Genomic DNA, 13812 nt, shown 5'->3' on the forward strand with positions numbered 1-13812 from the left:
GGTTCGAGAGAGATGAGGAAGATCGCTGCCGCCGTTTCCGTGATCAGCATGAGCCTGGCGCTGGCCGCGTGCGGCGGGAACGGCGCGGAGCCGGTCGCCGCCAACGATACGCTGGCGAACGAGACCGTGCTGAACGACGAAGTGCCCGCCGACGGCAATCTCGCCACGTTCGGCAATGGCGCCGACGCGCTGCCGGCCGACAATGCGCTGGGTGGCAACGCACTCTGACCGTCTGACCTAGCGGCGGCCGCTCCCCGGTCGCCGTCGCCGTTACCGTCTGGTGCTCCCTGGACGAAACTGGACCCGGTACCGTGCGGTGCCGGGTTCTTTTCAGGCGGCGGCCAGCGCCGGTTCGGTCGCGGCGATCCAGCCGCCGCCCAGCACCCGATCGCCGTCGTAGAGCACCGCCGCCTGGCCGGGGGCAACGCCATATTCGGGCGTGTCGAACACCAGCCGGTCGTCGACCATCCGCGCCGGCACCGGCTTGGCCATCGAGCGTACCTTGGCGGTAAGCTCGCCTTCCAGCGGCCCCAGCACGTTCATGTCCGCCAGTCGCGCCGCCGCCACCGCCAGCGCGGCGCGCGGGCCGACGACGACGCGGCGCCGGTCGGGTTCCAATCGCACGACATACAGCGGCTCGGGGCTACCCCCGATCTCCAGCCCGCGGCGCTGCCCGACGGTATAATGGACCAGCCCGCGATGCTCGCCCAGCTTGCGCCCCGCCATGTCGACGATGTCGCCGCCCGCCGCGGCCTCTGGACGCAGCTTCTTCACCAGTGAGGCATAATCGCCGTCGGGGACGAAGCAGATGTCCTGGCTGTCGGGTTTGTCGGCGACCAGCAGCCCCATCTCCCCGGCCAGTTCGCGCACCCGGCGCTTGGGCAGCGCGCCGAGCGGAAAGCGCAGGAAATCGAGCTGCGCGCGCGTCGTCGCGAACAGGAAATAGCTCTGGTCGCGCGCGGGATCGATCGCGCGGTGTAGCTGCGCGCCATCGCTGCCGAGGATGCGGCGGACGTAATGGCCGGTCGCCAGGCAGTCGGCGCCCAGATCGCGGGCGAGCGCGAACAGGTCGGTGAATTTCGGCCCCATGTTGCACTGGACGCAGGGAATCGGGGTGCGCCCAGCGAGATATTCGTCGGCGAAGCGATCGACCACCTGCGTCCGAAAGCTCGATTCGTGATCGAAGACGTAATGCGCGATGCCCAGCCGGTCGCAGACCGCGCGCGCATCGCGAATATCGCGCCCGGCGCAGCACGCGCCGGCGCGCTTCGTCGCCTCGCCATGGTCGTAAAGCTGGAGCGTCACGCCGATCGTCTCCGCCCCACTCGCCTGCGCAAGCGCCGCCACGACCGAGCTGTCGACCCCGCCCGACATCGCGACGACGATGCGCCGCGCGCCCGCCGGAAGCTGGAAATCCACCGTGTCCATGATGCGACCGGCCATACCCCGTCGCGTATGTCCGCGTAAAGGCAGGTGAAGGAAGCGTTGCCAGCGGCTTTACGCGACCTTCAGCAGACCGGGGCTAAGCGAGTCCATCACATCTCGCGTTGCCAGGATTCGCCGTGACGTTACCCGATGACACCCATCTCCCCCCGCTGCTCGCCGGGCTGCGTGCCCGGCAGGAGACGTCGCGCACCGCACAGGTGGCGCGTGCGCTGAACGATTCGGCGACCGCGCGATCGGGTGAGGGCGCGTTCAACCCCGCGGCCGCGGCGGCGCTAAGCGAATGGAAAGAGCCGTGAAGACGGCGTTTACCGCGCCGCTTTAGGGCGTGTTCAAATCGAGGCGCCTACGCAGTGCTTCGTCGCAGGGAAGGGGGCCCCCCGCCCCGAACCGAGGTTAGGAATGATCGAGAACCAAAAAATCCGTCCCGCCAAGGTCATCGGTCCTCTGGGAGAGGCGCTGACCATGGATACGCTGCCGCCGGCCAACACCACGCGGTGGGTGGTCCGGCGCAAGGCCGAGGTCGTCGCCGCGGTTAACGGCGGTCTGCTGACGGTGGACGAAGTGTGCCAGCGTTACGGGCTGACGGTGGAGGAATTCGCCGGGTGGCAGCGTGCGATCGACCGGTCGGGCATGCCCGGCTTGCGCGTCACGCGTATCCAGCAGTACAAATCGCTGTACGAGCGCCAGCAGAAGTTCTGATCCCGAAACGCGCCCGGAACAATATCCGCCCTTCGTGAGTCTTCCCTGCCACAGCGCTTCACCGTCCGGGCGCATCGCAGGGGAGAATTGCTATGGGACTTATCATCTGGCTCATCATCGGTGGCGTCATCGGCTGGCTCGCCAGCATCATCATGCGCACTGACGCCCAGCAGGGCATCTTTCTGAACATCATCGTCGGGATCGTCGGCGCCTTCATCGGCGGTCTGCTGTTCACTGGCGGTTCGATCAACAACCAGCCGCTGACGATCTACTCGTTCCTGGTGTCGCTGGTCGGCGCGGTCGTGCTGCTGGCGATCGTGAACCTCGTCCGTCGCGGCCGGGTGCGCTAAACCGCTCCACATCGACGAACGACAAGGAAACAGGCCGCCCGGTGATCCGGGCGGCCTTTTTCGTATGCGGCGTTGTCTGCCTATGCCCCGTCCGCCACGCGGCGGACGGGGCATAAGGTCATTTCAGCAGGAAGCGGACGCGTACCATTGCGGTCACGTCGGTTTCCCCCGCCAGCATCGGGGTGGAGTCGCGCGTCTCCGCCATGGCGGCGCGCTGCAGCATCATCGGCGGTTGCGGGCGACCGCCGTCATTGTCGCCGGCTTCTTCGATCGAGACGATCCGCGCCACCGTCAACCCGGCGGCGTTCGCATAGAGCGCCGCCCGTGCGCGCGCGGCCTTCAGCGCATCGGTGCGCGCCTCGTCCAGCGCCGCATCGGGCTGCGATAGCGACATGCTGGGCCCGTCGATCTGGTTGGCGCCCGAGCGCACCAGCGCGTCGAGCGCCGGCCCGGCCTTGGCGACGTCGCGGAACTTCACGCTGACGGTGTTGCTCGCCTGATAGCCGGTGATGACCGGCGGCTGATTGTCGGCGTAGCGATATTGCGGCGACAGGCTGACGTTGCTGGTGGCGATGTCGCGTTCGGCGATCCCCGCGGACTTGAGCGCGCGGACGACCTGCGTCATGCGCTGCGCATTCTCGGTCAGCGCGCCCCCGGCGGTCGCATTCTGGGTAACGACGCCCGCCCGGACGGTGGCGAGATCGGGAACGCGGGTCGTCCGGCCGGTCGCGGTCACGTCCAGGAGCGTGCCGTCGGGCACGACCGTCGCCATCGGCAGCGGGGTCTGCGCCGTCGCCGCCGCGGCCAGGGTCATGCCGGCCAGCATCGCGGCGGCGCCGCCCAGCCCGGTGATCGTCGTCGTTCGCATCGTGATATCTCCCGTTTCTCGTCTTGGCGGCATCTGCACCCGTGCGACAAAACGCAGGATGAACGCGACGAACCGGTTGAAAGATGCCCGCTTGTACCGGGTGCTATATCATCGTAATACACGCCCGACGAGAGGGGCGGAATGACGTACGAAAACGGCAACCTGGAAGGCGAGCGGCTGTTGATCGAGGATTCGCGTGCGCGCGGTCGGCGGCGCTGGGTGATCGTCGCGGGCGTCGTTCTGCTGGTGATCGCGGTGGCGGCGTGGCTGGCCATGCGGGGCGGCAAGGATGCCGGGACGCCCGCACCGGCGGGCGACCAGGCGCCGTCCGTGACGGTTGTCGTCCCCGGGGCGCAGGCGGTCGCGCGCACCGTCGCGGCGACGGGATCGCTGGCCGCCAAGCGCGAGATGCCGGTCGGCGTCGCGGGCGAGGGCGGCATGGTGTCGCGCGTGCTGGTCGAACCGGGCCAGTGGGTGAAGGCGGGGCAGGTGCTGGCGACGATCGACCGGTCGGTCCAGACGCAGACCGCTGATTCGCTCTCCTCCCAGATCAATGTCGCGCGGGCCGACCTGACGCTGGCGCAGGCCGAACTGGAGCGTGCGCAGAGCCTGGTCGATCGCGGCTTCATCTCCAAGGCGGACGTGCAGCGGCGAATCGCCACCCGCGATTCGGCGGCGGCGCGGCTGCGCGTGACGCAGGCGACGCTGTCCGAACAGCGCGCGCGCAACGCCCGGTTGGACATTCGCGCGCCCGCCCCGGGGCTGGTTCTGACGCGCGGCGTGGAGCCGGGGCAGATCGTCAGCTCCGCCAGCGGCGTCCTGTTCCGCATGGCGGCCAATGGCGAGATGGAAATGCGCGCGCAGCTGTCCGAAGCTGACCTGCAGACGATCCACGTCGGTTCGTCGGCGCAGGTGACCCCGGTGGGCGAGAAGCGCAGCTTCGCGGGCCGGGTGTGGCAGCTGTCGCCGGTGATCGACCCGCAGTCGCGGCAGGGGATCGCGCGCATTCAGCTGTCCTACGATCCCGCGCTGCGTCCCGGCGGCTTCGCGTCGGCGACGATCGTCGCCGGCGACGCGCGCCAGCCCGAATTGCCGCAGTCGGCATTGCTCAGCGACAGCCGCGGCAATTACGTCTATATCGTCGATGCCGAGAATCGGGTGCGGCGTCGCGACGTGACGCTGGGGTCGGTGAGCGACGACAAGGTGGCGATCGCCAGCGGCCTCACCGGTGACGAGCGGGTGGTGCAGGCGGCGGGCGCCTTCCTGAACCCGGGCCAGCTGGTGAAGCCGGTCATCCCCAAGGGGCGCTGAGGACAAGCGACGATGGGCTTCCGCAACATATCCGCCTGGTCGATCCGCAACCCGGTGCCGTCGATCGTCCTGTTCATGATGCTGACGGTCGCGGGGATCGTCAGCTTCATCCGGATGGACATCAACCAGGAACCGGACATCGACTTTCCGGCGGTGACGGTCACGATCACCCAGCCGGGCGCGGCGCCCAGCGAGCTGGAAAACCAGGTGACGCAACGCGTCGAGGCGGCGGTGCGCACGCTCGAGGGCGTCGACGAGATCCAGTCGTTCGTGTCCGAGGGGCAGTCGACCACCTTCGTCCAGCTGGCGATCGGCACCCCCGTCGACCGGGCGGTCAACGAATCGCGCGATGCGGTGACGCAGATCCGCGCGCAGCTGCCCGACGGCATCCTGGAGCCGCAAGTCCAGCGGGTGAAGATCAACGACAACGATCTGGGCAGCTTCACGGCCGTCGGCACCGACATGACGCTGGAACAGCTCAGCTGGTACATCGACAATACCGTCGCCAAGGAACTGCTGTCGGTTCCCGGCATGGGCTCGGTCGAGCGCAACGGCGGAGTCAGCCGCGAGATCCGCGTGATCCTCGATCCCGCCAAGCTGGCCTCCTATGGCCTGACCGCCAGCCAGATCAACCAGCAGCTGCGGCAGGTGAACCTGAACGCGGCGGGCGGCCGGGCCGAGATCGCGGGGGCCGAGCAGTCGGTGCGCGTGCTGGGCAATGCCGCCACCGCCTATGACCTCAGCCAGACGCAGATCGCGATCGGCAACGGCCGCACGATCCGCCTGTCCGACGTGGCGACGGTGCGCGACCTGTATGCCGAACAGCGCAGCGCCGCGGCGGTCGACGGCCGCCCGGCGCTGAGCTTCGATTTCAAGCGCGCCAAGAACGCCTCCGATGTCACCGTCTTCCGCGAGGCCAAGGCCAAGCTGGAGGCGCTGGAGAAGCGCAATCCGCAGGTGAAGTTCAAGCTGCGCATCGACGGCGCGAAATATGCGCTGGAACAGTATAAAAGCGCGCTGCACGCGATGATCGAGGGCGCGATCCTGGCGGTCGTCGTCGTGTTCCTGTTCCTGCGCGACTGGCGCGCGACGTTCATCTCCGCGCTGGCGATCCCGCTGTCGGCGATTCCGGCCTTTTGGTTCATGGACCTGATGGGGTTCACGCTGAACGACATGACGCTGCTGGCGCTGAGCCTGGTGGCGGGCGTGCTGGTCGACGATGCGATCGTGGAGATCGAGAATATCGTGCGCCACATGCGCATGGGAAAGACCGCCTATCAGGCGTCGATCGACGCTGCGGACGAGATCGGGCTGGCGGTGCTGGCGACGACGATGGCGATCGTCGCGGTGTTCCTGCCGGTCGGGCTGATGCCGGGCGTGTCGGGGCAATTTTTCAAGAATTTCGGGCTGACCGTGGTGGTCGCGGTGCTGATGAGCCTGGCGGTCGCACGCCTCATCACGCCGATGATCGCAGCCTATTTCCTGAAATCGGCGGGCCCTGCCGACCATGGCGGCCCGGCGGTCGACTTCTACGAACGGGTGCTGCGCTGGACGCTGGACCAAGGCAAGGCGCCGCTGATTCGTGCGAAGGGCGGCATCCACCGCGTCACCGGCTATCTGCGCGATCATCGCCTGTGGGTGATGGGGATGGGTCTTGCTTCGTTCCTGCTGACGATCGTCCTGTTCGCGACGACGCCGATGACGTTCCAGCCTGCGGTGGACCAGCCGCGCAGCGCAGTGACGATCACCATGCCGCCGGGCGCGACGTTGAACACCACTCAGGCGGTCGTCGACCAGGTCTACGCCCTGCTCAAGAAGCAGCCGGAGGTTGAGAGCCTGTACACGCGAACCCTGGTCGGCACCGGACGGGTCGTCGCGACGTTGAAGGAAAAGCGCGACGTTACGTCGACCCAATTCGAGCGGCGGCTGGCGCCCGATCTGGCGACGATCGCGGACGCACGCGTCAACTTCCAGTCGCAGTTCGGGTTTGGCGACAACAATCGCGACATCTCGATCACGCTGGGCGGCGACGATCCGGTGTTGCTGCGCAAGACCGCCGACCGCCTGGTGAGCGAGATGGGTAAGGTGCCCGGATTGGTCGCACCGCGCATCGCCGGCGATCTCAATCGGCCCGAGATCCTCATCAAGCCGCGACTCGACCTGGCGGCGCAGCTGGGCGTGACGACCGCGGCGCTGTCCAACGCGATCCGTATCGCGACGCTGGGCGACCTCGATCAGAACAGCGCGCGCTTCTCGCTGTCGGATCGACAGGTGCCGATCCGCGTCGCGCTAGAGGAAAGCGCGCGATCGCGGCTCGATACGATCGAGAACTTGCCGGTGCAGACGCAGTCGGGCGGTTCGGTGCCGCTGAGCCTGGTCGCTGAGATCGGCTTCGGGTCCGGCCCGACCAAGATCACGCGCCTGAACCAACAGCGCCAGCTGACCATCGGTGCCGATCTGTCGCCGGGGCTGGTCACCAGCAATGCGATGAAGCAGATCAACCAGCTGCCGGTGATGAAGAACCTGCCGGTGGGCGTCCAGCAACTGACCGTCGGCCAGGCGAAGTGGCAGATGGAGATGCTGATCAACTTCGTCGTCGCGGTGGTGGCGGGGGTGTTCCTGGTCTTCTCCGTGCTGGTGCTGCTGTATCGCCGCCTGCTGCCGCCGCTGGTCAACATGGGTTCGCTGCTGCTGGCGCCGCTGGGTGGCCTGCTGGCGCTGAAGATCGCGGGGCAGCCGCTGTCGATGCCGGTGTTCATCGGCTTGCTGATGCTGCTGGGGATCGTCGCCAAGAATTCGATCCTGCTGATCGATTTTGCGCTGGAGGAGATGGCGGCGGGCGTGACGCCCCATGCCGCGATCGTCGACGCAGGGCACAAGCGCGCGCAACCGATCGTGATGACGACCGTCGCGATGGTGGCCGGCATGGTGCCCACCGCCTTGTCGCTGTCGGGCGACGGTGCGTGGCGGGCGCCGATGGGAATCGTGGTGATCGGCGGGCTGACGATGTCGACGTTGCTGACGCTGCTGATCGTGCCGGCCGCCTTTTCGCTGGCGATCGGGATCGAGCGGCGCGTCGGGCCGTGGCTGGGGCGGCGGCTGCTCACCTATCGCCCGGGCGATGACGGTGGGCCGCTGATCGAACAGGGCCCGCCCAAGGATGCGATTGCCGCGCCGCATGGCCGGATCGGCTTTCGCGACGGGACCGATCCCGCCGAATAAGCGGCATGCGACCTGCTGTCGCGCCGGCGGGGACTTGAACAATCGGCGCGATCGGGGATTGTCCGAACGATGATCGCCACGCGCCGCACCCCCGTCCCGCCCGCTGCGCTGGTGCGCATGCGCCGGGTGGCGACGGGATTGCTGCTGGCGATGGCAGCCTTGTTCCTCGCCGCGCGCGCGCTGGCGGATCAGCATAGTGCGTGGGGCTTCGTCCGCGCCTTTGCCGAGGCTGCGATGGTCGGCGGGCTGGCGGACTGGTTCGCGGTGACCGCGCTGTTCCGCCATCCGCTCCACCTACCGATCCCGCATACCGCGATCATTCCGCGCAACAAGGACCGGATCGGCGATCAGCTGGCGAACTTCCTGCGCGAGAACTTCCTGATCCCGTCGGTGGTCGCGCGGCGGATGGGGCGGATGGACGTCGCAGGTGCCGCGGGGCGCTGGCTCGCCAATCCGCAGGGTGCGGGCGGCGGGCGGCTGGCGCGCGGCACGTCGCGGCTGGCGCAGGAGGTGCTCAACGCGCTCGACCAGGACCGGCTGGGCGGGATGGTGCGCGCGATGCTGGTGACGCGGGTGCGCGAGACCGAGCTGTCGCCGATGCTGGGCCGCGCGCTCGACGCCGCGATCGCGGAGGATCGCCACCTGCCGATCATCGACCATGGCGTGCGCTGGGCGCGCGGCGCGCTGGCGGCGAACGAACATCTGGTGCGGGCGATGGTGCACGACCGTGCCGGCTCGATCCTGCGCTGGACAGGGCTGGACGAGACGCTGGCGACCAAGATCGTCGACGGGCTGGACCGGCTGGTGGCGGAGATGGCCGAGGATCGCGACCATCCGCTGCGCCAGAAGGCGGAGGAGGGGCTACGGTCGCTGGCGCGGCGGTTGCAGCACGATCCGGCGATGCGCGTGCGCGTCGAGACGATGAAGATCGAGCTTTTGGAAAACCCGGCGATGCAGGACTGGATCAACGGCCTGTGGGAACAGGCGCGATTGGCGATGCTGCGTGCCGCGCGCGATCCGGAGGCGGTATTGCGCGGCAAGCTGGGGGAGGCGCTGCGGCAATTGGGTGCGACGTTGCAGGACGACGCGCGGCTGGGGCGCACCATCAATCGCTTCGTGCGGCGCGCGACGGTGGGTGCGGCCGCGGATTACGGCGATTCGATCGTGCGGCTGGTGTCCGAAACGGTGCGCGGCTGGGATGCGGGGACGATCACAATGCGGCTGGAACATGCGGTGGGCAAGGACCTGCAGTTCATCCGCATCAACGGAACGCTGGTCGGGGGGCTTGTCGGCGTTCTGATCCATACCGTAGACGTCGCGCTGTGACGCACGCCGTATCGCAGCCCGTTCGAATGGATTCGCCCGCGGAACGAATGGCGCGCCCGATCGCTTGTCGCGTGATGCGACGTGCCGCAAGGACCCTTCGATGAGCACTGCGGCCGATTTCAACGAGGATCGCGGGGAGTCCGGCGGATCGACGCTGCGCTTCACCGGCGACCTGTCGCTGGCGCGTCTGGGCAATCTTCCCGAACGGCTCGACAGTCACGGCGGCGATGTCGCCTGCATCGACCTGTCGGGGATCGAGCGGATCGACACGATCGGCGCCTGGGTCGTCCACCGCTTCGCGCGCGAGCACAAGGCGGAGATCCGCGGGCTGAGCGGCGATGCGAACAACCTGCTGGAACAGGTGGTCGCCGCCGACCAGCCGGTACAGATGCGCCCCGGCAGCGGATCGTCGTTCCGGCGCGTCCTGGCGGAGATCGGCGATGCGACCGCGCACGCTGCCCATACTGCGGTGGGGCTGCTGGGCTTCATGGGTGCGACGATCATCGCGTTCGGCGGCGTGATCCGCCATCCCAGCCGCTTCCGCTTCAACGCCACCGTGCAGCGGTTCGAGGTGGTTGGCGTGTCCGCACTGGGCATCGTCGGGCTGATGAGCTTCCTGATCGGCATCGTCATCGCGCAGCAGGGCGCGGTGCAGCTGCGCCAGTTCGGCGCGGAATCGTTCACGATCAACCTCGTCGGGCGCATCACCTTGCGCGAACTGGGCGTGCTGATGACCGCGATCATGGTGGCGGGACGGTCCGGCTCGGCCTTCGCGGCGCAGCTCGGCACGATGCAGCTGACCGAGGAAATCGACGCGATGCGCACGATCGGCGTATCGCCGATGGAGGCATTGGTGCTGCCGCGCACGATCGCGGCGATCGTGCTGATGCCGCTGCTGGGCTTCTACTCCTCGATCGTCGCGATCATCGGCGGCGGGCTGCTGTGCTGGATGACGCTGGATATCCCGCCGGTCGCCTATATCGCGCGCATTCGCGAGGTCGTGCCGATCACCGACCTGTTCGTCGGCCTGATCAAGGCACCGGTGTTCGGTGCGATCATCGCGGTGGCGGGCTGTTTCCAGGGGATGCAGGTGAAGGGCGATGCGGAGCAGGTCGGTCTGAAGACCACCTCCGCGGTGGTGCAGGCGATCTTCATGGTGATCGTCCTCGACGCGTTCTTCGCCGTCTTCTTCGAACAGATCGGCTGGATCTGATGCCCCATTTCGCCAGCAATGACACGGGTGCCGACGGGGCGGAGCCGGTGATCCGTGTGACCGGCCTGCGCAACAGCTTCGGCGAGCAGGTGATCCACGAGGACCTCGACCTGGAGGTGCGTCGCGGCGAGATTTTGGGCGTCGTCGGCGGATCGGGCACCGGCAAGTCGGTGCTGATGCGCTCGATCATTGGATTGCAGACCCCCGATGCGGGCGAGGTGCGGGTGTTCGGCGAGCCGACGCTGGGGCGCAGCGAGGCCGAAACCGTCGATATCCGCAAGCGGTGGGGCGTGCTGTTCCAGGGCGGCGCGCTGTTCTCCACGCTGACGGTGGCGGAGAACGTCCAGGTCCCGCTGCGCGAATTCTATCCGGACCTGTCGCTGTCGCTGCTCGACGAAATCGCGTCGTACAAGGTGGTGATGACCGGCCTGCCGGCGGATGCGGGGCCCAAGTTTCCCGCCGAACTGTCCGGCGGAATGAAGAAGCGTGCCGGGCTGGCGCGCGCGCTGGCGCTCGACCCCGATCTGTTGTTCCTGGACGAGCCGACCGCCGGCCTGGACCCGATCGGTGCGGCGGCGTTCGACGAACTGACCGCCTCGCTCCAGAAGACGCTGGGGCTGACGGTGTTCCTCATCACCCACGATCTCGACACGCTCTACGCCATTTGCGACCGTGTCGCGGTGCTGGCCGACAGACGCGTGATCGCGGTGGGGACGATCCCGGAGCTGCTCGCGCTCGATCACCCGTGGATCCAGGAATATTTCAACGGCCCGCGCGGCCGCGCTGCGGTCGCTTCCCAGAAGCGGGCTGCGGAACACGAACCGGCGGCGGGCCGGACAGGCGATGGCGCGACCGCCGCCGCCGACGACCGCCGGCTATCAGGGGCTGAGTGATGGAAACGCGATCGAACCACGTCCTGGTCGGGGCCGTCGTGCTGATCCTGCTGGCGATCGTCGCGATCTTCACCGTGTGGATCGCACGGGTGAGCGGCGGGGCCGAACGGGAATATGACATCTTCTTCCGCCAGTCGGTCGACGGGCTGGCGAAGGGGTCGACGGTTACCTTCTCCGGCGTGCCGTCGGGGCAGGTGAAGACGATCTCGCTGTGGAAGCCCGATCCGCAATACGTCCGCGTGCGCATCAGCGTGAACGACGACACGCCGATCCTGCGCGGGACCACCGCGACCATCCAGGGCAGCTTCACGGGCACCAGCACAGTCAGCCTGGACGGCGCGATCAAGGGCCAGGCGCCGATCACCTGCCCCGCCGGCGACGCGCGATCGGTATGCCCGCTGGGCGTGCCGGTGATCCCGACCAAGACCGGCGGCATCGGCGCGATCCTCAATTCCGCACCGCAGCTTCTGGAACGGCTGTCGACGCTGACCGAGCGGCTGACCGGGATGCTGAGCGACCGCAACCAGGCGTCGATTGCGGGCATTCTGGACAACACCAACCGCCTGACCGATGCGCTAGCTGATCGCGGGCCCGAAATCGCCGCCACGCTGGCGCAGACCCGCGTCGCGATCGCGCAGGCGGGCGATGCCGCCCAGCAAATCGGCGAACTGGCCAAGACGACCAACGGCGTGATGACCGAGGACGTCAAGCCGACCCTGGCCAATCTGAACGCCACCATAAAGTCGGCGCGGGAGAGCACCGACACGCTCAACGCGGCGATCGGCGACGCGCGGCCGGGCCTCACGACCTTCTCGAAACAGACGGTGCCGCAGATCAACCAGTTGGTGCGCGACCTGCGCGTCACGGCGGCGTCGCTCTCGGCGATCTCGGAACGCGTCGAACAGGGCGGCGCCAGCTCGCTGATCGGTCAACAGAAGCTGCCGGAATACAAGGGGAACTGAGCGTGCGCTTCACTCGAAACCTCGTCCTTGCCGCGGCGATCGTCCCGCTGGCCGGCTGTCTCAGCTTCGGCGGCAAGCCGCCCAAGCAATTGCTGACGATCGCGTCCACCGCCCAACCGCAACCGGGCGCGGCACAGATTGCATCGGCAACGCGCGCGATCGTGGTGCAGGTGCCCGCGGTGCCGCAGACGATCGCCAATACGCGCATCCCAGTGCAGCAGAGCGACGTCGCGGTCGCCTATATCAAGGATGCGCAATGGTCCGAACCGCCCGCGCGGCTGTTCGCTCGGGTGCTGGGCGATACGCTGACCGCGCGCGCGGGCATGGTGGTGCTCGCCCCGGCGCAGTCGTTCGGCGCGCCCAGCGCAGACCTGTCGGGCGACCTGCGCAGCTTCGGCGTCGATGCGTCGCAGCGACAGGCGGTGGTGATCTACGATGCGTCGCTGACGCGGGCCGGCCAGTCGGCGATCGAGAAGCGCCGTTTCGAAGCGCGCGTCCCGGTCGCGGCGATCGAGCCGACCGCGGCAGCCGAGGCGCTGGGGCGCGCCGCCAACGACGTGGCCGGGCAGGTCGCCGACTGGGTGCGCAGCGGCGGCTGAGCGACGTCGGCGTCTGCCCAGTCAGCGCGTGTCGAGGCGCTTCACCTCCAGCGGCATTTCGCATATGTCGATCGCGCCGGATCCGATCGTCGGGGGCGGCGGGTTCTCGCGCCGCCGCACTGCCGCGGCAAAGCGCGGGTTGTCGGCCGCGCGATAGGCGAAGCGCGGCCGCTCGGCAGCGGGCAACTCGCTGGCGAGCCGCACCCATTCGATCGGTGCGCGCTGCGCCGGATTGGCATAGACGCCCATCGGCGCATCGCTGCGCGGCAGTCCCGACAGGTTCGCCATCCCGTCGATGATCCGGCCGACGACGGTATAGTTGCGATCCAGCCGCCGTGCCGACTGGCCGATCGGGGTGAACAACTCAGCCCCGGATCCGGATCGCGGATCGGCATCGCGGGCAACGCCCACCATCGCATAGCAATGCGGCAGCCAGGCGTGGCCCGCGCCGTCGCTGGCCACGGGCCACCCGTCCGCGGTGATGCCTGACGTGCGCGCATGGGGATCACCACGGGCCAACAGCGCCGCAGGGGCGACGCGCGCGACCTCGAACTCCGGATCGACCTGCGTCGCAACGCCGGCCGGCAGCGGCTTCTGCTCGCTGGCATCGCCCCATTGCGCCACCCAGTTTTCCTGGACGCGATAGACGCTGGCGGCATCCCACCAATGCGCCGCCGCCAGCCGGCGGATCTGCGCGACGTGCTGCGGCGCCGCCCAGGCGGCCAGGCGGATCGTCACCGTTCGCCCGCCCGCCAGCCGCATTACCAGCAGCTCGTCGTCGGGAATGACCCGCCAGTCGCCCGCCAATGCGTCATGCGCGGCCGGCGGCGGCGGGGGAGGAGCCGGCGCGGCCGCCGCCTGACCAGGTGCCACGATCGCGGCCAGAGCGAGAAGAATCGTCATGGCCCCACCGTGCCCGTCCT

Annotated in this window: 14 protein-coding genes; 11 read left to right on the top strand and 3 right to left on the bottom strand. The window is 68.4% G+C overall.

The genetic code is table 11. From position 1 onward, the window contains the following. Nucleotides 1-12: 12 nt before the first annotated feature. Nucleotides 13-228: a hypothetical protein gene (locus COA17_RS00205; RefSeq protein WP_096609402.1), complete on the top strand. Its 216-nt coding sequence runs from the start codon at nucleotides 13-15 to the stop codon at nucleotides 226-228. Between the two features lie 102 nt (nucleotides 229-330). Here the strand turns inward: COA17_RS00205 and mnmA are convergent, their stop codons facing one another. Next, a complete protein-coding gene (gene mnmA, locus COA17_RS00210; protein ID WP_096610643.1) occupies nucleotides 331-1428 on the bottom strand; it encodes a tRNA 2-thiouridine(34) synthase MnmA in 1098 nt (365 codons plus the stop codon). A gap of 134 nt (nucleotides 1429-1562) precedes the next feature. Here mnmA and COA17_RS00215 point away from each other — a divergent pair, with 134 nt between their 5' ends. The 3 genes from COA17_RS00215 to COA17_RS00225 all read left to right on the top strand — a co-directional run bounded on the left by COA17_RS00215 (nucleotide 1563) and on the right by COA17_RS00225 (nucleotide 2495). Next, nucleotides 1563-1742 (top strand): hypothetical protein, encoded by a 180-nt coding sequence (locus COA17_RS00215; RefSeq protein ID WP_066488558.1) that lies wholly within the window; start codon nucleotides 1563-1565, stop codon nucleotides 1740-1742. Nucleotides 1743-1845: 103 nt separating this feature from the next. Further along, the gene (sciP, locus tag COA17_RS00220) at nucleotides 1846-2145 is read left to right on the top strand and encodes a CtrA inhibitor SciP (RefSeq protein WP_066488560.1); all 300 of its coding nucleotides are present in this window, start codon (nucleotides 1846-1848) and stop codon (nucleotides 2143-2145) included. Nucleotides 2146-2237: 92 nt separating this feature from the next. Next, nucleotides 2238-2495 (top strand): GlsB/YeaQ/YmgE family stress response membrane protein, encoded by a 258-nt coding sequence (locus COA17_RS00225; RefSeq protein WP_066488563.1) that lies wholly within the window; start codon nucleotides 2238-2240, stop codon nucleotides 2493-2495. A gap of 118 nt (nucleotides 2496-2613) precedes the next feature. Here COA17_RS00225 and COA17_RS00230 read toward each other — a convergent pair whose 3' ends face one another. Further along, nucleotides 2614-3363: an SIMPL domain-containing protein gene (locus COA17_RS00230; RefSeq protein WP_176484740.1), complete on the bottom strand. Its 750-nt coding sequence runs from the start codon at nucleotides 3361-3363 to the stop codon at nucleotides 2614-2616. Between the two features lie 141 nt (nucleotides 3364-3504). Here COA17_RS00230 and COA17_RS00235 point away from each other — a divergent pair, with 141 nt between their 5' ends. The 7 genes from COA17_RS00235 to COA17_RS00265 all read left to right on the top strand — a co-directional run bounded on the left by COA17_RS00235 (nucleotide 3505) and on the right by COA17_RS00265 (nucleotide 12889). Beyond that, nucleotides 3505-4674, top strand: a complete 1170-nt coding sequence (locus COA17_RS00235; RefSeq protein ID WP_066488565.1) for an efflux RND transporter periplasmic adaptor subunit — start codon at nucleotides 3505-3507, stop codon at nucleotides 4672-4674. Between the two features lie 12 nt (nucleotides 4675-4686). Then, on the top strand, nucleotides 4687-7896 hold the full coding sequence (locus COA17_RS00240; protein ID WP_096609404.1) for an efflux RND transporter permease subunit: 3210 nt from the start codon (nucleotides 4687-4689) through the stop codon (nucleotides 7894-7896). Nucleotides 7897-8013: 117 nt separating this feature from the next. Beyond that, entirely contained in the window at nucleotides 8014-9222 is a 1209-nt protein-coding gene (locus COA17_RS00245) for a DUF445 domain-containing protein (protein ID WP_096610647.1), read from the top strand. A 100-nt stretch (nucleotides 9223-9322) separates the two neighbouring features. Continuing rightward, entirely contained in the window at nucleotides 9323-10435 is a 1113-nt protein-coding gene (locus tag COA17_RS00250) for an ABC transporter permease (RefSeq protein ID WP_066488572.1), read from the top strand. After that, a complete protein-coding gene (locus COA17_RS00255; protein ID WP_066488575.1) occupies nucleotides 10435-11328 on the top strand; it encodes an ABC transporter ATP-binding protein in 894 nt (297 codons plus the stop codon). The genes COA17_RS00250 and COA17_RS00255 overlap by 1 nt, the downstream gene beginning before the upstream one ends. Next, nucleotides 11328-12290 (top strand): MlaD family protein, encoded by a 963-nt coding sequence (locus tag COA17_RS00260; RefSeq protein WP_066488582.1) that lies wholly within the window; start codon nucleotides 11328-11330, stop codon nucleotides 12288-12290. The genes COA17_RS00255 and COA17_RS00260 overlap by 1 nt, the downstream gene beginning before the upstream one ends. Nucleotides 12291-12292: 2 nt before the next feature. Continuing rightward, the gene (locus tag COA17_RS00265) at nucleotides 12293-12889 is read left to right on the top strand and encodes an ABC-type transport auxiliary lipoprotein family protein (RefSeq protein WP_066488584.1); all 597 of its coding nucleotides are present in this window, start codon (nucleotides 12293-12295) and stop codon (nucleotides 12887-12889) included. Between the two features lie 21 nt (nucleotides 12890-12910). On the opposite strand, the gene COA17_RS00270 is transcribed toward COA17_RS00265, so the two are convergent. Beyond that, the gene (locus COA17_RS00270; RefSeq protein ID WP_096609406.1) at nucleotides 12911-13792 is read right to left on the bottom strand and encodes a peptidylprolyl isomerase; all 882 of its coding nucleotides are present in this window, start codon (nucleotides 13790-13792) and stop codon (nucleotides 12911-12913) included. Between the last annotated feature and the right edge of the window lie 20 nt (nucleotides 13793-13812).

Source organism: Sphingomonas ginsenosidimutans (assembly GCF_002374835.1).
Taxonomy (GTDB): Bacteria; Pseudomonadota; Alphaproteobacteria; order Sphingomonadales; family Sphingomonadaceae; genus Sphingomonas; species Sphingomonas ginsenosidimutans.

Bases quoted from the DNA above. Each gene is read 5' to 3' on its own strand.
- COA17_RS00250 (WP_066488572.1), top strand. From the start codon at position 9,323: ATGAGCACTGCGGCCGATTTCAACGAGGATCGCGGGGAGTCCGGCGGA.
- COA17_RS00230 (WP_176484740.1), bottom strand. From the start codon at position 3,363: ATGCGAACGACGACGATCACCGGGCTGGGCGGCGCCGCCGCGATGCTG.
- COA17_RS00270 (WP_096609406.1), bottom strand. From the start codon at position 13,792: ATGACGATTCTTCTCGCTCTGGCCGCGATCGTGGCACCTGGTCAGGCG.
- COA17_RS00235 (WP_066488565.1), top strand. From the start codon at position 3,505: ATGACGTACGAAAACGGCAACCTGGAAGGCGAGCGGCTGTTGATCGAG.
- COA17_RS00225 (WP_066488563.1), top strand. From the start codon at position 2,238: ATGGGACTTATCATCTGGCTCATCATCGGTGGCGTCATCGGCTGGCTC.
- sciP (WP_066488560.1), top strand. From the start codon at position 1,846: ATGATCGAGAACCAAAAAATCCGTCCCGCCAAGGTCATCGGTCCTCTG.
- COA17_RS00205 (WP_096609402.1), top strand. From the start codon at position 13: ATGAGGAAGATCGCTGCCGCCGTTTCCGTGATCAGCATGAGCCTGGCG.
- COA17_RS00255 (WP_066488575.1), top strand. From the start codon at position 10,435: ATGCCCCATTTCGCCAGCAATGACACGGGTGCCGACGGGGCGGAGCCG.
- COA17_RS00240 (WP_096609404.1), top strand. From the start codon at position 4,687: ATGGGCTTCCGCAACATATCCGCCTGGTCGATCCGCAACCCGGTGCCG.
- COA17_RS00245 (WP_096610647.1), top strand. From the start codon at position 8,014: ATGCGCCGGGTGGCGACGGGATTGCTGCTGGCGATGGCAGCCTTGTTC.
- mnmA (WP_096610643.1), bottom strand. From the start codon at position 1,428: ATGGACACGGTGGATTTCCAGCTTCCGGCGGGCGCGCGGCGCATCGTC.
- COA17_RS00260 (WP_066488582.1), top strand. From the start codon at position 11,328: ATGGAAACGCGATCGAACCACGTCCTGGTCGGGGCCGTCGTGCTGATC.